An 18,325-nucleotide genomic window follows, 5' to 3' on the forward strand; every position below is an offset into this window, starting at 1 on the left:
TGCCGTCGAACACGGCAGGCGCCCGGGGTGCGTGGCGGGTGGTGGCGTTCAGCCCGCGACCGGGGGCTTCGCCAGGTCCAGGGCGATGTCGGTGATCATGTCCTCCTGGCCGCCGACCATCCCCCGGCGCCCGACCTCGACGAGGATCGCGCGGGTGTCGACGCCGTAGCGGCGGGACGCGGCCTCGGCGTGGCGGAGGAAGCTGGAGTAGACGCCGGCGTAGCCCAGGGTGAGGGTCTCCCGGTCGACGCGGACCTCTCGGTCCTGGAGGGGGCGTACGAGGTCGTCGGCGGCGTCCATCAGCGGGAACAGGTCACAGCCGTGGTCCCAGCCCATGAGATCGGCGACCGCGACGAAGGCCTCGAGCGGGCAGTTGCCGGCGCCGGCGCCCTGGCCGGCGAGGGAGGCGTCGACGCGGGTGACGCCGTTCTCGACGGCGACGACCGAATTGGCCACGCCCAGACCGAGGTTGTGGTGTGCGTGGATACCGAGTCCGGTCGCCGGGTCGAGGACGTCGCGGTAGGCGCGGGCCCGGTCGCGGACGCCGTCCATGGTGAGCCGGCCGCCGGAGTCGGTGACGTAGACGCACTGGGCGCCGTAGGACTCCATCAGCTGTGCCTGGCGGGCGAGTTCGGCGGGCTCGGCCATGTGCGACATCATCAGGAACCCGGCCACGTCCATGCCCAGTTCGCGGGCGGCGGCGATGTGCTGGGCGGAGATGTCGGCCTCGGTGCAGTGGGTGGCGACGCGCACCGAGCGGATCCCGAGCGCGTGCGCCTGCCTCAGGTCGTGCAGGGTGCCGATGCCCGGCAGGAGGAGCGTGGTGGGGACCGCGTGGGTGACGGCGCCCACGACGGCTTCGATCCACTCCCAGTCGGTGTGGGCGCCGACGCCGTAGGTGATGCTGGAGCCCGACAGCCCGTCGCCGTGGGCGATCTCGATCGCGGCGACCCCGGCGGCGTCGAGGGCGGCGGCGATGGTGCGGGCCTGCTCGACGGTGTAACGGTGCCGGACGGCGTGCATGCCGTCCCGCAGGGTCACGTCCTGGACGTAGAGAGCGGTCATCGGGCTGCCACCTCCATGGCGTGGTGGGCGGCCATGCGTTCGGCGGTGCGCAGGGCGGCCGAGGTCATGATGTCGAGGTTGCCGGCGTAGGCGGGCAGGTAGTGGGCGGCGCCCTCCACCTCCAGGAACACCGACACCTTGGTGGCCGCGGTGCCGTCCGGGACGAGGCCGCGCAGCGGGTCGTCGGCGGCGACCCGGTCGAACTGCACCCGCTGCTTGAGACGGTAGCCGGGGACGTAGGCCCGGACCCGGGCCACCATCTCCTCCACGGAGGCGGTGACCGCCGCGTCGTCGCAGTCGCCGACCAGGCAGTGCACGGTGTCCCGCATGATCAGCGGGGGTTCGGCCGGGTTGAGGACGATGATGGCCTTGCCGCGCGCCGCTCCGCCGACCTGTTCGATGGCGGCGGAGGTGGTCTCGGTGAACTCGTCGATGTTGGCCCGGGTGCCGGGACCGGCCGAGCGGGAGGAGATCGAGGCGACGATCTCCCCGTAGTGCACCGGCGTGACGGCCGAGACCGCGGCCACGACCGGGATGGTGGCCTGGCCGCCGCAGGTGACCATGTTGACGTTCGGCGCGGCCAGATGCGCGTCCCCGTTGACCGGCGGGACCACGTACGGGCCGAGTGCGGCGGGGGTGAGGTCGACGACCGTGCGGCCCAGCGCGCGCAGTACCTCGTCGTGGCGGCGGTGGGCGCCCGCGGAGGTGGCGTCGAAGACGAGCGACACGTCCGCGAACTCGTCCATCGCGACCAGGCCCTCCACGCCCTCGTGGGTGGTGGCGACCTTCAGCCGGCGGGCGCGTGCCAGACCGTCCGAGCCGGGGTCGATACCGACCATCGCGGCGATCTCCAGTGACTCGGAGAGCCGCAGGATCTTGATCATCAGGTCGGTGCCGATGTTGCCCGATCCGATGACGGCGACCTTCGTGGTCATGCTGCCGCTCCTTCCGCGGTGGCGGACGCGAACACGGTGTCGACCGTGCCGAGTCCTTCGATGTGCGCCGAGAACGCGTCGCCCTCGGCGGCGGCCGACATGGGCCCCAGTGCCCCGGTCAGGACGATGTCGCCGGCCCGCAGCGGGTCGCCCAGGCCGGCGAGGGTGGAGGCGAGCCAGAGAGCGGCGGTGAGCGGACTGCCGAGGCAGTCGGCGCCGGTGCCCCGGGAGACCGTCTCGCCGTTCTTCGTCAGGGTCATGGTCACGGCGCGCAGATCGACCCGGTCGAGGGGGACGGGGGTGCCGCCGAGGACGTACAGGCCGCAGGAGGCGTTGTCGGCGACGGTGTCGACGATGGTGATGTCCCAGCCGGCGACGCGGCTGTCGACGATCTCCAGCGCGGGCAGCGCGAAGGCGGTGGCGCGCAGCAGGTCGGCGACGGTCGGGTCGCGGTGCGGCAGGTCCGCGCCGAGGACCAGGGCGACCTCCGCCTCCACCTTCGGCTGGAGCAGCCGGCCGGGCGCGACCGGCTGCCCCTCGGGGACGGCCATGTCGGCGAAGAGCGCGCCGAAGTCGGGCCGGTCGACGCCGAGCTGACGCTGGACGGCGGGGGAGGTCAGGCCGATCTTGCGGCCCACCGGACGGCGTCCGCCGGCCACGGCACGTGCCACGTTCAGCCGCTGCACCGCGTAGGCGGCCTGGACGTCCCCCTCGGGAAGCAGCGCGCGTACCGGGGGGACGGGGGTGCCGGTGCGGGCGGCGTCCTCCAGGACTTCCGCCGCCTTCGTCACGGCAGCGGCGGAATCACGGCTGGTCATGGCTGCTCCCGGGGTGGGACGGTACGGCGGTGCGGGGCGGGCATGTGGGATACCTCCGGGAGAGGACTGCGGGACGCGCGGCGCGCGGGGTACGGGGTGCGGGGTGCGGGGGTGGTCAGAAGAGCACGGACGGCGGTACGGGGTGGCCGAAGGTGTCGAGGCCGTACGCCTGGTAGATCGGGTCGGCGTTGTTGCTGGCGTGGTTCATCGCGGCGTGGATGTCGCGCCAGCACCGCTGCAGGGCGGAGTCGGAGCGCAGCGCCGAGCCGCCGGCGTGCAGGAACAGCTCGTCGACGGCGTTCACCGCGCGGCGGGCGATACGGACCTGGTTGCGGCGGATCCGCAGTCGCTCCTCGGCCGGGAAACGCTCGTCGCGCCGGGCCCGCTCCCACATCCGCTCGATGTCGTCGAACAGCTGGACCTCGCCGGCCTCCAGGTCGGAGACCGCCCGGCCCAATACGGCCAGCTGGTGCGGGTCGCCCGCGGTCCGTACCCCGCGCGCCGTGACCCGGCCCCGCATGGAGGCGACGAACGCCGCCAGGGCACCCTGCGCCATCGCGACCGTCGCGGTGGTGATGCCCGCGGTGAACATCGGGTGGAACGGCATCCGGTACAGCGGCGAGCCGCCCCGCCCGACCCGGCCGGCCAGGCCGCCGTCCTCCATCGGCACCGGGTCGAGGATCCGGTGCTCCGGGATGAACCTGTCCTCGATGACGATGTCCTTGCTGCCGGTGCCGCGCAGCCCGACCACGTCCCACGAGTCCTGGACGATCTCGTAGTCCGCCCGCGGGAGGACGAAGTGGCGCAGCCCGCCCGGGACCGGCTTGCCGTCCTCGTCCACGATCAGACCGCCGAGGATGATCCACCGGCAGTGGTCCGTGCCCGAGGAGAACGGCCAGCGGCCGGAGAACCGGTATCCGCCCTCGACCGGGGTGGCCCGGCCGAGCGGGGCGTACGGCGAGGCGATCCAGGTGTCCGGGTCCTCGCCCCAGATCTCCTTCTGCACCTCGATGTCCATCTGCGCCACCTCGAACGCGTGGACGCCGACCACCCCGGCCACCCAGCCCGCCGAGGACGACCGGACGCCGATGTCGCGCAGGGTGCGGAAGAAGTCGACCGGGCTCGCCTCGTGGCCGCCGAACTCGGCCGGCTGCAGCATGCGGATGACGCCGCTGGCGCGCAGCACCTCGGCGGCCTTGTCGGTCAGCCGGCCCAGCTCGTCGCTGGGCGCGGCCTCGGCGGCGATCTCCTCGGCGCGGGCCAGGATCCGCTCGTGTACCTCGTGCATGGCTGAAGGGGCCTTTCTTCCTCAGTTGTGGAGCAGGAAGTCGGTGACGGTGCGGTTGAACTCGTCGGCGTGCTCGAGCTGGGCCCAGTGGCCGCAGCCGGCCAGCAGCACCATCCGGGAACGGGGCACCAGGGAGACCAGCTTCAGCGAGCTCTCGTAGTGCACGACCCGGTCGTCGCGGCCGTGGAAGAACAGGGACGGTGCGGTGATGCCGGCGATCTGGGCGTGGGTGGCCATGTGCGGGCGGGGCCTGCCGATGCCTGCGGCGAAGTTGGCGAGGTGGTCGGGGCGTTCGACCGCCGCCTTGTGACGCAGGCGGACCAGTTCCTCCGAGGCGTGCGCCGGGTCGAACGTCATCACGTCGACCAGGTCGCGGAAGTTCGCCTCGGTGGGTTCGCGGTAGGTCCGCTGGAGCACCCTCACGCCCTCGCTGGGGCCGCCGCCCGGCACGAAGAGATGGGCGCCGCCGACGCCGGCGCCCATGGTGACGAGGTGGCTGACCCGCTCCTGGTGGGTCGCGGCGACCAGGACGGAGGTCGCGCCGCCCATCGAGTTGCCGATGAACCCCGCCTTGTCGATGCCCAGCGCGTCGAGGAACTCCAGCGCGGTCGCGGCGTGGTCGCGGTCGTCGTAGCCGACCGGGTCGGACTTGCCCCAGCCGGGCATGTCGACGGCCAGACAGCGGAACCGCCTGCCGAGTTCGCGGATGTTCTCCGCGAAGTTGCTCCAGCCGGTCGCGCCGGGGCCGGATCCGTGCAGCAGCACGAGCGGGTGGCCCTCGCCGTACTCGTGGTAGTGGACGCGCCCGCTCGGCAGGTCCACGAAGCGGCCGGTCGCTTCCTCGGTGAAGGTGTCGGTCATGGTCGGGGTTCTCCTGGTGTCGTGTTACGGCGCGACGGGGGAACGCGCCCGGTGGGGGACGGAGGGCGGCCGGGTCAGCCGCGTACGGGCGGGCCGGCGAGGAGTGTCTGCAGGTCCCGCGGCTCCTCGGAGTCCGGGACCGCGAGGAGCGCGTCGAACCAGGAACGGGCCGCCGGGCCGTGTCCCGCGCACTGGTGGAACTTCGCGGCCAGTTCGTCCCGGGTCAGCGGCCGGTGGGAGTCGCCGCGGGAATGGCGGACGTCGCGGACCAGGATCCGGCCGTCGTCGGTGTGCAGCCGGACGACGGTGTGGCCGGGCTCGTCGGCCGGCGGCCGTTCCGCGAGACCGATCCGGGCCATCAGCCCGGCCACGCCGGGGTGCTCCAGGGCCTCGTCGGTGAAGTCGCCGAGCCGGACGTCCCCGGTCAGCAGAGCGACGGCGAGGGTGTACTCCAGGGAGAACTTGGCCTCGAGGCCGTTTCCCGGCCGGGTGTCCCGCAGCGGCCGGGTGCCGCCGTGCTCGAGGGTCACCTCCACCCGGGCGATCCGGCCGGTGGCGGCCCCCAGTTCCTCGCGCAGGGAGATCCCCGCGTCGATCGCGCGCTGGGTGGCGAAGCAGGAGGGGTAGGCCTTGATCGCGTAGTCGTCGACCCAGCCGGTCATCCAGTGTTCCAGGCGTTCGCCCAGGAACGCGGTGCGCTCGGGGTCGTGGTCGCCGAAGAGGTCCAGGAAGCCGCCGCGCGCCTCCAGCTGGGCGGGGTGCGCGGTGAAGCCCCGGGTGGCGAGGCCGACGGCCATCACGGCGTCCCGGGAGGCGAGGCCGGCGTGCATCGGCTTGGTCATGGTGCCGAAGTTGGCCAGACTCCCGGCCGCCTGCGAGGCCGCGATGCCCAGGGCGTGGGCGGCCCTGCCGGCGTCCAGACCGAGCAGCCGGCAGGCGGCGGCGGTGGCGGCGAGCCGTCCGGTGGTGGAGGTGTTGTGCCAGCCCCGGCCGTAGTGGACGGCGTGCGGGAGCACTTCCGAGACCGCACGGAAGACGGCGGAGCCGACGCTGTAGGCGGCGACGAGATCACCGCCGGTCACCGGACGGCGGGCGGCGAACGCGAAGAGTGTGGGCAGCAGGACCGCGGCGGGGTGCATCGCCATGGAGGGGGCGGCGTCGTCCCAGTCGAGGGCGTGCGCGGCGGTGCCGTTGACCAGGGCGGCGTCGGCCGGCCCGAACCGTCCTGCCGTGCCCCAGACGGCCGCCGTCCCGGCCGGCGCGAGCGCGTTGGAGGGCGCCTGGTCCTCCACCCAGTCGCGCACCAGTACCGCGGCGGGGGTGGCGAGCCCGGCGACGGCGACACCGACGGTGTCGGCCACCAGCCCGCGCAGGGCCGCCCGGGGGGCTGGTTCGGCGCGGCGGCCGGGGTCGCAGACGAAGCCGACCAGCTGCGCGGTGGCGCCGGTCTGCTGCGACGTGGGGGAGGCAACGCTCACGGCTGTCCTCTCTGGGTTCTGCGGTGATCCTGCGGGCCGGTCCGCGGCCCGAGGGCACCAGTGTCGAATCAGCACGGCCCGATCGGTCGCGGGCTCGCATCCAGCGGAATGCGAGTTGCCCGGCCGGGGGTACGGGCCCGGTGGCGCGGGAGATCTCCGGGGAGGGCCGACGCCGCACTCCGGCGGACCGGGTCGTCGGCGGCCACGCGCTCCGCGGGCGGGACGGGAACGGGCGGTGACCGCACGGCGGAGGGCATCGGTGTCTCGCCCCCGCCGCCCTTTCCCGTCCCGTCCCCGGGGCGCTGCCTCCCGGACCCCCGTTCGCGCCGACGCCAGGGTGGCGGCGGTGACCAGGGACGGGAGGCATCGGGAGAGCGGACCCGTCGAGGCGCGACACACGCGTACGGTGCGGCCGGCGCCGGGACAGGCACCGCCGTGCCCCCGGGCTGTCGTTGCGGACGGACTCCCCCGGCGACCGCACCACGGCGCGCCGGCCACCCCGGGCCGGGGACCTCATCCCCCTCCCGGCTCCACAGCACACCCGCCCCGCCGGCACCACAGGGAAACCGGCCATCCTGGAGCCGGCGTCCGCACCGCGCGCCCCGGGTGTGCTCTCACCACCGCGGCGGCAGCGTCGGGGTGGGCCGGAACAGCCGTGGGTGCGCGGGCCAGGTCAGGCGGGGTGCGGGTACGGGTGCGAGGGGGGCCGGTGCGACGGGTACGAGTACGGGCCCGGCACGAGTACGGGCCCGGGCCCGGGCCCGGCCACGGATGCAGGTCGAAGGTCCGGCGCGGGCGCCGGTCGGGTCAGGCGTGGGTGTGGGTCAGGCGGGTGTCGTCCGCGCCGTTGCGCAGGCCGGTGGAGATGTCGCGGGCCGTCGTGCGGGCCAGGCGGCCCAGGGACACCGGCGGATGCTCGCCACGGCGGCCGCCGATCATCACACAGGTGCTCACCGACTGGTCGTCGGCGAAGACGGGAGCGGCCGCCCAGACCAACGGGGAGGTGTGCTGCGCGCCCGTGGGCGAGTGCGCGAAACCGAGCCGGCGCACCTCGGCCAGCTGCTGCCGCCAGGCGAACTGCTCCTCACCGCGCAGCGGGCGCGAGCTCGGCCGGCGGTCGGGTTCTCCGCTCCAGGCCAGCAGGGCCAGACCGGCGGGGTGCTCGTCCAGCACCGGTGTCCCCAGCATCTGCCAGACCCCGACGGTGCCGCGTCCGGCGATCTTGTCGATGATGTGCAGCCGGTCGCCCTCGCGGGTCGCCAGGGCGACCGGCAGCCGGGTGCTCGCGTGCAGGTCGACCAGGGCCGGCCGGGCGCAGTCGCGCAACAGCCGGATGTCCGGGACGCCGTGACCGAGACGCCACAGGCGCGGGCCGAGCCGGTAGCGGCCGCGGCCGGTCCGCTCGATCGCGCCGTGCTCGGAGAGTGTGGCGAGCATCCGGTGCACGGTGGCCGGCGGCAGCTCGGTCGCCGCGCAGATGTCGGCGACCGAGCGCTCGGGCTCGTCTCCGGTGAAACAGCCGAGGATGTCGAAGGCCCGCGCCAGCACTCCGCGCTTGCCGTTGATCTCGCTCATCTCGACTCCGTCTCGTCACCCGAAGCCCTCGGGGGAACAGTTTCAGCCATGTGAAAGATGTGTGTACACGGAACGTACGTGACGTCCCGCGTTACGTCGAGGTTTCCTGGCCGGACGAGATGAAATTCCGATTGGTGAGCGATCGGGCCATTCGCGGGCCGTGCTTTGTCACTGTCGTCGTGCCCGTCACGGACACATCCTCCGCACGAGCCGAGCTCTCGGGCACGACAGAAGGACTGGACCCCTCATGGCTTCCACTCGATTTCGCGCTCTCGCCACGACCTCCGTCGCGGCGCTTGCCCTGTGTACCGCCTGTTCCTCCGACGGCGCCGACTCGAAGGCGTCGGGCGGCGGCCCGCTCAAGCTGGCCGTCTTCGCTTCGCTCAACGGTGTCCCGGCCTTCGCCGCGGACGACGAGGGTGTCTTCGACAAGCACGGCCTCGACGTCGACATCAGCACGGCGAAGACGTCCACCGAGATGGTCCCGCAGCTGCTCGGCGGCAAGGTGAACCTCGCCCTGCTGGACACCGCCACCTCGCTCGTGGCCGCCGGCCAGGGCGTCGACCTGGTCTATGTCGCCGCGGCCACCGACGGAGGCATCCCCGAGGGCCAGGAGGAGTTCAGCTTCGCCAATGTGTGGGTCGAGAAGGACTCCCCCATCAGGTCGCTGGCCGACCTCACCGGCAAGACCGTCGGTGTGCCGCAGATCAAGAGCGCACCCTGGGTCGACCTGCGCGGCTCCGTCGACGAGGCCGGCGGCGACAGCTCCACGATCAAGTTCGTCGAGTCCCCCGACACCCTGGCCGCCCTGAAGTCCGGGCAGGTCGACGCGACCACCACCCCCGAGCCGGTGGGCACCGTGGAGCGCGCCAAGGGCGAGCTGCGTCCGCTCGCGCCGGTGAACTCCGGCGGCGGCGGCATGGCCTACGTCTGGGTCACCACCCGGGCGTTCGCCGAGGCGAACAAGGACACCCTGAAGTCCTTCGCCGAGGCGGTGCGGGAGGGCAACACGGCCGTCAACGACGACCGCGATCTGCTGGTGAGGACCGCCGCCGAGGTCCTGAAGGCGGACGCCGGCCTGCTGGAGAAGGCGGCGTTCCCCGTCTACGCGGAGAAGCCGCTGACCAAGGCCGACATCGACTTCTCGGTCGAGTACATGAACAAGTACGACATGTTCGAGAAGGCCGCGCCGGACGCAGGGAAGCTGATCCTGTCGTGACCCGTACCCCGCTCCGGGCGGCGCCGCCCGGCGTCCGGCGCCTGGTCAACCGGCTGCTGGCGATCCTGGTCGCGGTCGCCGTCTGGCACGTGTTCGCCCGCGGGCCCGGAGCCGCCAGCGGCTTCCCGACACCCGGCGAGAGTCTGGGCTCGGCGGCGGACCTGGCCGGTACCGGCGCCTACTGGTCGAGCATCGCCACCTCGGTGGAGACCGCCCTGCTGGGCCTGGCGCTGGCCGTCCTGGTGGGCCTGCCCACCGGTCTGCTGATCGGTGCCAACGAGCACGCCCGGCGCAGCACCCAGCTGGTCCTCGACTTCGGCCGGACGGTGCCCGCGATCGCGCTGCTGCCGCTGTTCCTGCTGCTGTTCGGCGCGACCCGCGACCTCGGACTGGTCCTGATCCTGGTGTCGGCCGTCTGGCCCGTCATCATCCAGACCTCCTACGCGGTCGGGGAGATCTCGCCCCAGCTGCGCCGGGTGGGACGGGCGTACCACCTCTCCCGGTGGCACCGGCTGCGCTATCTGATCGCGCCGTCGATGCTCCCGTTCGTCTTCGCCGGCCTGCGGATCGCCGCGACGCTCTCGCTGCTGATGGCGATCAGCAGCGAGTTCCTCGGCGGCTCCGACGGCCTCGGCTACCTCCTGCTGCAGGCGATGCAGATCAACGACACTCACCGGGCGTTCGTCTACTCGTTCACCGCGGCGATCCTCGGCCTGGTGCTCAATCTGGTCTTCGTGCTGCTCCAGCGCCGCGTGCTGTGGTGGCACCCCTCGGTCCGCAAGGGAGGTGCCACGTGAACAGGACGCTGAGAGTCGCCACGGCCGTCGCACGGGAACTCTGGCTCCCGGTGCTCCTGGTCGCCGCCTGGTGGTGGCTCAGTGCCGGCAGCACCTCGATCTACTGGCCGGCGCTGTCGGAGATCACCGGCCGCTTCGTCGACCTGTGGTTCTTCGACCACCTCGTCGAGGACGCGCTGCCCAGCGTGATCCGGCTCGTTGCCGGATTCGGGATCGGGTTCGCCGCCGCCGTGGCGCTCGGACTGCTGCTCGGCTCCCTGCCGGCACTGGAGGACGCGACCCGGCCGCTGGTGGAGTTCATGCGGGCGCTGCCCAGCGTGGCGCTGCTGCCGATCATGATGCTGCTGCTCGGCACCGACGACGACATGAAGGTGATCACCATCGCCTTCGTCTCCACCTGGCCGATCCTGCTCAACACCGTCGAAGGTGTCCGTTCCGTGGACCCGGTGCTGCGCCAGGTCGCGGCCGGCTACCGGCTGAGCACCTGGCACCGGATCCGCTTCCTCGTCGTCCCCGCCGCCATGCCCCAGGTCTTCGCCGGTGCCCGGGTGGCGCTGTCGATGTCGGTGGTGGCGATGGTGCTCACCGAGATGGTCGGCAGCCCGGGCGGACTCGGCTACTTCGTCCTCGACTCGCAGCGCACGTTCGACATCGTCGCGATGTGGACCGGCCTGATCGTCCTCGGACTGATCGGCTACGCGGCCAACAAGGCGTTCGGCCTCGTCGAGGCCCGGGTGCTGGCCTGGCACCGCGGCTACACCAAGCAGAAGGAGGACCAGCGTTGAAGACGCAGACCACCCTGGACAAGGGACAGCCGGACGGCGGTGCCTCCGACCCGATCATGCGGATCCGCGGACTGGGCCACAGCAACGGCGAACGCCAGATCCTCGCAGGCCTGGACTTCGAGGTCGGCCGCGGCGAACTGATGTGCATCGTCGGCCCCTCGGGCGTCGGCAAGACCACGCTCCTGGAGTGCCTGACCGGGCTGCGCCGGCCCAGCGAGGGCGAGGTGCTGTTCGACGGCAAACGGATCGACGCGCCGCCGCGCGGGCTGGCCATCGTGTTCCAGGACTACAGCCGCTCGCTGATGCCCTGGCTGAGCGTGCTGGACAACGTGGTGCTGCCGCTGCGCTCGGCGGGTGCCGGCAAGGCCGAGCGGGAGACGACCGCGAGGGAGGCGCTGGCCGAGGTCGGTCTGTCTGACTTCACCGGCCACTACCCCTGGCAGCTCTCCGGCGGTATGCAGCAGCGGGTCGCCATCGCGCGGGCGCTGGCCTACCGGCCGGCGGTGGTGGTGATGGACGAGCCGTTCGCCTCGGTGGACGCCCAGACCCGGGCGGACCTGGAGGACCTGCTGCTGCGGGTGCGTGAGCACCTCGGCATCACGGTGCTGCTGGTCACCCACGACATCGACGAGGCCGTCTACCTCTCCGACCGGGTGCTCGCCCTCGGCGGGAAGCCGGCCGGTATCCGCAGTCTGCTCACGGTCGATCTGCCCGCCCCGCGCGAGCAGGTCGCCACCAAGGCGCTGCCGCGGTTCGCCGAACTGCGCAGCCAGGTCTACAGGTTGATCCGTGATGTCTGAGACGACCACCGGCGCGGCACGGACCGCGATCGACCCGCACGCGTTCCGCGAGGCACTGGGACACCACCCCACCGGGGTGGCGCTGGTCACCGCGACCCTCGACAGCGGCGAGCACATCGGGATGGTGGTCGGCACGTTCAACTCCGTGTCGATCGACCCGCCGCTCGTCTCGTTCATGCCGGACCGCTCCTCGGGCACCTTCGCCCGGCTGCGGGAGGCGGCCACCTTCTGCGTCAACGTCCTCGCCGCCGACCAGACCGACCTGGTCACCGGCTGGCGCGGTCCGGAGTCGTTCGCCGGTGTGGAGTGGCGGCCGTCGCCGTCCGGCGCGCCGATCCTGCGCGACTCGGTCGCCTGGATCGACTGCTCCTACCACCAGCTGGTCGACGCCGGCGACCACTACATCGCGATCGGTGAGGTGCGGGCGCTGGAGGTGCAGCGTCCGACCTCCCCGCTGCTGTTCTTCCAGGGCGGCTTCGGCGGCTTCGCGCCGTCGTCGTTCCTGGTGCCGGCCGACCAGGAGCTGATCCGGGCGGCCCGGCTCAGTGAGGCGGCCATGGAGCCGCTGGCCGCCCTGGCCGCCGAGGAGTCGGCCGACGTGTCGCTGCTCGCGTCGATCGGCGACCACGACGTGGTGATCGGCACCGAGCGGGGCTCGGCGACGCCCTCGTACTTCGAGATCGGCCTGCGGCTGCCGCACCTGCCGCCGGTCGGCGCGGTCCACCTCGACCCCGCCGGGGAAGCGGGCCTCGCCCGCTGGCTCGATCGGCTGCCGCGCAAGGACGAAGCGTCACGCAAGCGCTGCCTGGACATCGCCGAGCGGGTCGCCGCCCAGGGCTACTCCCTCTGTCTGGTCGGCCACGCCCCGGAGCGGGACACCTGGCAGGACGTGACCCGCTACATCCACGGCGAGCCGACACCCCGACACCGGCGCCAGGTGCTCACCATGCATCTGGACCACCTCGACTACTACGAGCCCGACCTCGACCCGGACGGCGTGTACGACGTCCGTTCGATCACCGTGGCGGTGCCGATGGCCGGCAGCCCGCGTCTCGCGGTCCGGATGTCCTTCCCGCCGGCCGGGGCCAGTGGGCGGACCGTCGCCCGCTGGGGTGCGCAGGTGTGCGACCGGGCGGCCGAGGTCGCCGACCTGATCCAGATCCGATTCGGCCAGGACCGCGTGCTCGGCTGAGCCGGGCCGCCCCGCACGACCGTACGAAGGAGAGACATGACCGCCCGTGTCACCGCCCTGGGGTACCTGCAGTTCACGGCCACCGACCTCGACCACTGGGAGGAGTTCGGGCAGCGGGTGCTGGGGCTGATGGCCGACCGTCGTGGTGACGACCGGCTGCTGCTGCGCATCGACGAGAAGGCCTACCGGCTCGAGGTGCGTCCCGGCGAGCGGGGAGGGGTCGCCGCGGTCGGCTGGGAGACCAGGGGCCCGGCCGGGCTGGCCGAGCTGGAACAGCGGCTGACCGCCGCCGGGTACGAGGTCACCCGTCCGGGCGAGGCCGTCGCCCGGGAGCGGATGGTCTCGGACCTGATCCGCTTCCGCGACCCCGACGACTGCTACGACCACGAGATCTTCTGGGGCCTGAGCACCTCCGCACAGCGGTTCGCCTCCCCGGTCGGCGCGGAGTTCGTCGCCGGCACCGAGGGCGTGGGACATGTGCTCCAGGTCGTCTCCGACCGCTCCCGCTACGAGTCGCTCTTCCTCGACGTCCTGGGTTTCCGGCTCTCCGACCACATCGACCTGGCCCCGGGTCTCACCGCGACGTTCACCCACTGCAACCCCCGCCACCACTCCTTCGCCTTCACCCCACAGGTGCCGGGCCGCCCGCTGGGCGTGGGCCACTTCATGCTCGAGGTCACCGACCTGGACGTGATCGGCCGGGCCATCGAGCAGATCGAGGAGGAACCGCACCGGCTGCTGAAGACGTTCGGCCGGCACAGCAACGACCGGATGACCAGCTTCTACCTGCTGACCCCGTCCGAGGTGGGGCTGGAGTTCGGCACCGGCGGCATCAAGATCGACGACGAGACCTGGACGCCCACCCGGTACGACACCGCGCACCTCTGGGGCCACCACTCGGTCGACCACCACTGAGCCACCGGCCACCCACCGTCCCCACGGGCCACCCACCGGCCCCACCGTCCCCACCGCCCCACCGCCCCACCGCCCCACCAGAGAGGAAGCCGCACGCCATGAACCCCGTGCTGGACCGCGTGCTGGAGCACGCCGAGTTGCTGGAGAGCGACGGACCCGTGTCCGAGGAGCTCGGCCGGGTCAGCGACGAAGTCGCCGCCGCGCTGCGTGAGTCCGGGGTGATCCGGATGCTTCAGCCCCGCGACTTCGGCGGACTGGAGTCCCACCCGGCCGACTTCCTGCGCACCGTGCACGAGATCGGCCGGCGCAACGGCGCGGCCGGCTGGATCGCCGGCGTGGTGGGCGTGCACCCGCACGAACTCGCCCAGGGCGACCCGCTGATGCAGCGCGAGATCTGGGCCGACGACCCCGACACCTGGGTCGCCTCGCCGTACGCCCCGATGGGCCGGGCACGTCCGGTGGAGGGCGGCTACGTCTTCAACGGACGCTGGCCGTTCTCCTCGGGCACCGACCACTGCCGGTGGGTCATGATCGGCGGCCTGATCACCGACCAGGAGGGCAACGTCACCGACCGGGAGACGATCCACTTCGTCCTCCCGCGCGCCGACTACGAGATCCTGCACGACTCCTGGGACGTCGTCGGGCTGCGCGGCACCGGCAGCAAGGACATCGTCGTCAGGGACGCGTTCGTCCCCGAGCACCGGCTGATCCGCACCGACCCGGTCACCGACGGCAGCGCGGGGGCGATCGCCGGCCGGGACGCGGCGCTGTACTCGATGCCGCGCAACGTGATCTTCTCCGGCGCGATCACCACGGCCACCATCGCGCTGGCCCAGGGCACCCTGGACGCGTATCTGCGGTGGACCCGGGAGCGCAGCAGCCGCTTCGGCTCCGCCAGCCGCGACCCGTTCCAGCTGTCCGCGCTGGCCCCGGCGGCCGCCGACATCGACGCCAGTCTCGGCCATGTGCTGCACGACATGAACCGGGCGTTCGACATCGTCTCCTCCGGCCGGCCCCTCACCCTCTCCGAGCGGGCCGCGATCCGCCGCAACCAGGTCTCCGCCTCGCACCGCGCGGCCACGGCGGCCGACGAGGTCTTCAAGGTCAGCGGCGGCTCCCAACTGCACGCCAGGAACCCGATGCAGCGGATGTGGCGGGACTGCCAGAGCGCCCTGCACCACGTGCAGAACTACGCGGGCCCGCTGTACCAGGCGTACGGCATGGACTACTTCGGCGGCGAGATGCCGGCGGCGGTGAAGGTCTGATGCCCGCCGCCACCGAGCCGCTGACCCGGGAGTCCACCTCCCGCTTCGTCACCGTCGGCGGCACCCGGCTGCACTACCACGAGGCCGGCAGCGGACCGGAGGTGCTGCTCTGTGTCCACGGCGGCGCCCCCGGCGCCTCCGGCTGGGGCAACTTCGGCACCAGTCTCGCCGAACTGTCGCGGCACGCGAAGGTGTTGATCGTCGACCTGCCGGGCTACGGCCGGTCCGACACCATCGACCTGGCCGGCGGCAAGTACCGCCCCTACGCGGACGTGTTCGCCGCGATGCTCACCGAACTGGGCATCGAGCGGGCGACGGTGGTGGGCCTGGCCACCGGAGGCGCGGTCGCCCTCGCGATGGCCCTGTACCACGCCGAGCGGGTGGAGCGTCTGGTGCTGGTCTCCAGCGCGGGCGGGGTGCCGCTGTTCAGCACCACACCGTCCGAGGGCCAGCAGGCCATCCGCTCCTACTACGCGGGCGAGGGCCCGTCGCGGGAGAAGATGCGCGCCTATCTGCGGATGATGATGTACGACCCGGCGCTGGTCACCGACGAACTCGTCGAGGAGCGGTACCTGGAGTCGGTCGCCGGCGGCGAGGAGCGCCGGGCCGGAGCCGAGTCCGCGGGCGTGCCGGCCGAGCCGCTGTGGCAGGAACTGGGCCGGATCACGGCGCCGGCACTGATCGTCTGGGGCACCGAGAACCGGGTGCAGGGCTTCGACAACGCCCTCTTCCTGCTCCGGCAGATCCCGGACGCCCGGCTGCACCTGTTCAAGCGGACCGGACTCTGGGTGCCGTACGAGCGTGCCGGGGAGTTCACCCGGCTGGTGCTCGGATTCCTGGCCGACCGCCCCGCCGTCCCCGCCGCCGCCTGAAGCCGCCCCGGCCCGCATCGCAAGGAGAGACAATGTCGTACACGAGTGTGTGGTCCGACCTGGCACAGGTCGAGTTCCGGCAGGGGTACCTGGAGACGGGACCGTACCGGACCCGGTTCCTGCAGTCCGGCAGCCCGGACAAGCCGCTGCTGCTGATGCTGCACGGGATCACCGGGCACGCCGAGGCCTACGTGCGGAACCTGGCCGCGCACGCGGAGCACTTCAACTGCTACGCGATCGACTTCATCGGCCACGGCTACTCGACCAAGCCCGAGCACCCGCTGGAGATACCGCATTACCTGGACCAGGTGCACCGGGTGCTGGACGCGCTGGGGTACGACCGCGCGTACCTCAGCGGGGAGTCGCTGGGCGGCTGGGTGACCGCGCGGTTCGCGCAGCTGCACCCGGAGCGCACCGAGCGGATCGTGCTCAACACCATGGGCGGCACGATGGCCAACCCCCAGGTGATGGAACGGTTGTTGACGCTCTCCACGCAGGCCGCCGAGGACCCGTCCTGGGAGCGGGTGAAGGCTCGTCTGGAGTGGCTGATGGCCGACCCGGCGATGGTCACCGACGATCTGATCCGGACCCGGCAGGCGATCTTCGAGCAGCCGGACTGGAAGACGGCCTGCCGGATGAACATGGCGTTGCAGGACCTGGAGATCCGGCGCCGCAACATGCTCACGGACGACGACCTGCGCGCCATCGAGGCGGAGGCGCTGGTCGTGTGGACCGCCAAGGACCCCTCCGGGCCGGTGGACGAGGGGCGCCGGATCGCGGACCTGATCCCGCGCGGCCGCCTCGCGGTGATCGAGAACGCGGGTCACTGGCCCCAGTACGAGCAGACCGAGACCTTCGACCGGATCCAGCTCGACTTCCTGCTGGACCGCTGACCGTCACCCCGCTCCCCCCTCCCTCCTTCCCTGCTTCCCCGCTTCCCCCTTTCTCCTCCCCTCGCCGGGCCGTCACCGCGACGGCTCGTCGGCGTGTCCGTGTCCTCCCGACGGCCGCATGTGTGCGGCCGGGCCGCGCGGCCCGGCGGATAGGTGGGACGGCCCGGCGGATGCGTGGGACGGCCCGGCGGATGCGTGGGACTGTGCGCGACGGGCACGGGCATGGCCGCCGGGGTGGCTCTCCCGCCCGCACGCGGCACGCCGGGACCCGGGCGGCGGCCGGTTCAGCGCAGCGGGTCGAACGGGGCGAGCTGGGCGGGGCGTTCACCGGTGACCATCGCCTCGGCGAGCAGCAGTCCGGTGGCCGGGCCGAGGGTGATGCCCCACATGCCGTGGCCGCCGGCCACGTGGACCCGGGGCGAGCGGGTGGCCCCGATCAGCGGCAGTCCGTCGGTCGTGCAGGGACGCGAGCCGACCCACTCGTCCTTGCGGGCGTCCAGGTCGGCGCCGCGCAGCAGCGGACGGGCCGCCTCGGCGATGGCGTTGATCCGGCGTGCGTCCAGCGGCGCTTCCGGCTTGCGGAACTCCATCATCCCGGCGACGCGCAGCCGGTCGCCGAGCGGTGTGCAGGCGACGCGCTGCCCGGGGAAGTACACGGGCCCGGACGGCATGTGCTCGACCGGAACGCTGAAGCTGTACCCCCGGCCGGCCTGGACGAGGGAACGGACTCCGAACGTCCTGGCGTGGCGGCCGAGCCACGCTCCGGTGGCCAGGACCACCGCGTCGAAGCGCCGGTCTCCGCCGTCACCGGTCAGGACGGTGACACCGGTGGCCGCGTCCCGCACATCGGTGACCTCCGTACGCTCGCGGATCTCACCGCCCCGGGCACGGACCGCGTCGCCCAGGGCGTGCACGAAGTGTCCGGGGTCGATGTAGCGCTGGCCGTGCAGCCTGATCGCGGCGCCGATGCCGTCCGAGAGGGACGGTTCGACCTCCCGGGCCTCGTCGCCGTCCAGGACGTCGAACTCCATGTTCTGCCCGGCGGCGGAGATCTGCTGCAGTTCCTCCAGCAGGACCCGGCGTTCCCCGGCCGTGCGGTAGGCCGCGAGGAAGGACTTCGCCTCGAGCGTCCGGGCCTCGACACCGCCCCCGGTCAGCAGGTCGAAACCGGCCAGCGACAGGCTGTTGAGGGGGACGAGCGCGCGCATCGCCCGCAGCCACCGCTTCGCGGTGCTGTTCCGGGCGAATCCCGCGAGGAACCTGAGCAGCCGGGGGTCGGCGCTGGGCGGGACGTAGACCGGGGAGGACGGGCTGAGCACCGCGCGGACGCCGTAGGTGAGGACCGCGGGTTCCGGCAGCGGGGTGGCGAGGCCGGGGGTCAGCCATCCTGCGTTGCCCCAGGAGGAGCCGGCGGCCACCGCGTCACGGTCGTACACGGTGACGTCGACACCCCGTTCCTGCAGGAACCATGCGGTGGACAGTCCGACCATGCCCGCACCGACGACGGCGACGGCGCGGGGGCGGCCGGAGGGGGCGGGAGAGGCGGGGCGGACCATGCGGAACCTCT

General features: G+C 72.6%; 17 protein-coding genes. 9 read left to right on the forward strand and 8 right to left on the reverse strand.

Translation table 11 applies throughout. The annotated features are described in order from the left end of the window. Positions 1–48: 48 nt before the first annotated feature. The 7 genes from dmpG to HTV45_RS23660 form a co-directional block, all read right to left on the reverse strand. A complete protein-coding gene (gene dmpG, locus HTV45_RS23630) occupies positions 49–1,065 on the reverse strand; it encodes a 4-hydroxy-2-oxovalerate aldolase (protein ID WP_215207861.1) in 1,017 nt (338 codons plus the stop codon). Then, a complete protein-coding gene (locus HTV45_RS23635; RefSeq protein ID WP_215207862.1) occupies positions 1,062–2,000 on the reverse strand; it encodes an acetaldehyde dehydrogenase (acetylating) in 939 nt (312 codons plus the stop codon). The genes dmpG and HTV45_RS23635 overlap by 4 nt, the downstream gene beginning before the upstream one ends. Next, positions 1,997–2,818 carry a 2-keto-4-pentenoate hydratase gene (mhpD, locus tag HTV45_RS23640; RefSeq protein WP_215207863.1) on the reverse strand — a complete coding sequence of 274 codons (822 nt, stop codon included), beginning with the start codon at positions 2,816–2,818 and terminating at the stop codon, positions 1,997–1,999. The genes HTV45_RS23635 and mhpD overlap by 4 nt, the downstream gene beginning before the upstream one ends. Before the next feature lie 115 nt (positions 2,819–2,933). Next, entirely contained in the window at positions 2,934–4,106 is a 1,173-nt protein-coding gene (locus HTV45_RS23645; RefSeq protein WP_215207864.1) for a hydroxylase, read from the reverse strand. Positions 4,107–4,127: 21 nt separating this feature from the next. Then, on the reverse strand, positions 4,128–4,967 hold the full coding sequence (locus tag HTV45_RS23650) for an alpha/beta fold hydrolase (protein WP_215207865.1): 840 nt from the start codon (positions 4,965–4,967) through the stop codon (positions 4,128–4,130). A 74-nt stretch (positions 4,968–5,041) separates the two neighbouring features. Further along, on the reverse strand, positions 5,042–6,445 hold the full coding sequence (locus HTV45_RS23655; protein WP_215207866.1) for an MmgE/PrpD family protein: 1,404 nt from the start codon (positions 6,443–6,445) through the stop codon (positions 5,042–5,044). An 807-nt stretch (positions 6,446–7,252) separates the two neighbouring features. Then, positions 7,253–8,020: an IclR family transcriptional regulator gene (locus HTV45_RS23660; RefSeq protein WP_215207867.1), complete on the reverse strand. Its 768-nt coding sequence runs from the start codon at positions 8,018–8,020 to the stop codon at positions 7,253–7,255. Between the two features lie 247 nt (positions 8,021–8,267). Here HTV45_RS23660 and HTV45_RS23665 point away from each other — a divergent pair, with 247 nt between their 5' ends. The 9 genes from HTV45_RS23665 (at position 8,268) to HTV45_RS23705 (ending at position 16,758) form a co-directional block, all read left to right on the forward strand. Then, positions 8,268–9,239 carry an ABC transporter substrate-binding protein gene (locus tag HTV45_RS23665; protein WP_215207868.1) on the forward strand — a complete coding sequence of 324 codons (972 nt, stop codon included), beginning with the start codon at positions 8,268–8,270 and terminating at the stop codon, positions 9,237–9,239. Further along, positions 9,236–10,036 carry an ABC transporter permease gene (locus HTV45_RS23670; protein WP_215207869.1) on the forward strand — a complete coding sequence of 267 codons (801 nt, stop codon included), beginning with the start codon at positions 9,236–9,238 and terminating at the stop codon, positions 10,034–10,036. The genes HTV45_RS23665 and HTV45_RS23670 overlap by 4 nt, the downstream gene beginning before the upstream one ends. Further along, positions 10,033–10,821 (forward strand): ABC transporter permease, encoded by a 789-nt coding sequence (locus tag HTV45_RS23675; protein ID WP_215207870.1) that lies wholly within the window; start codon positions 10,033–10,035, stop codon positions 10,819–10,821. The genes HTV45_RS23670 and HTV45_RS23675 overlap by 4 nt, the downstream gene beginning before the upstream one ends. After that, complete coding sequence (locus HTV45_RS23680) at positions 10,818–11,621, forward strand: ABC transporter ATP-binding protein (RefSeq protein ID WP_215207871.1); 804 nt, start codon at positions 10,818–10,820, stop codon at positions 11,619–11,621. The genes HTV45_RS23675 and HTV45_RS23680 overlap by 4 nt, the downstream gene beginning before the upstream one ends. Further along, positions 11,614–12,813, forward strand: coding sequence for a flavin reductase family protein (locus tag HTV45_RS23685; protein ID WP_215207872.1), 1,200 nt, complete (start codon positions 11,614–11,616; stop codon positions 12,811–12,813). Before HTV45_RS23680 ends, HTV45_RS23685 begins: the two co-directional genes overlap by 8 nt. Positions 12,814–12,849: 36 nt before the next feature. Then, positions 12,850–13,728 carry a VOC family protein gene (locus HTV45_RS23690; protein WP_215207873.1) on the forward strand — a complete coding sequence of 293 codons (879 nt, stop codon included), beginning with the start codon at positions 12,850–12,852 and terminating at the stop codon, positions 13,726–13,728. Between the two features lie 98 nt (positions 13,729–13,826). Further along, a complete protein-coding gene (locus HTV45_RS23695; RefSeq protein ID WP_215207874.1) occupies positions 13,827–14,993 on the forward strand; it encodes an acyl-CoA dehydrogenase family protein in 1,167 nt (388 codons plus the stop codon). After that, positions 14,993–15,865: an alpha/beta fold hydrolase gene (locus tag HTV45_RS23700; RefSeq protein WP_215207875.1), complete on the forward strand. Its 873-nt coding sequence runs from the start codon at positions 14,993–14,995 to the stop codon at positions 15,863–15,865. The genes HTV45_RS23695 and HTV45_RS23700 overlap by 1 nt, the downstream gene beginning before the upstream one ends. Positions 15,866–15,897: 32 nt before the next feature. Next, the gene (locus HTV45_RS23705) at positions 15,898–16,758 is read left to right on the forward strand and encodes an alpha/beta fold hydrolase (protein WP_215207876.1); all 861 of its coding nucleotides are present in this window, start codon (positions 15,898–15,900) and stop codon (positions 16,756–16,758) included. A 284-nt stretch (positions 16,759–17,042) separates the two neighbouring features. Here HTV45_RS23705 and HTV45_RS23710 read toward each other — a convergent pair whose 3' ends face one another. Beyond that, the gene (locus HTV45_RS23710) at positions 17,043–18,314 is read right to left on the reverse strand and encodes an FAD-binding oxidoreductase (protein ID WP_215207877.1); all 1,272 of its coding nucleotides are present in this window, start codon (positions 18,312–18,314) and stop codon (positions 17,043–17,045) included. Positions 18,315–18,325 lie beyond the last annotated feature (11 nt).

It is taken from the genome of Streptomyces sp. CHD11 (genome assembly GCF_018638295.1).
In the GTDB taxonomy this organism is placed as follows: domain Bacteria; phylum Actinomycetota; class Actinomycetes; order Streptomycetales; family Streptomycetaceae; genus Streptomyces.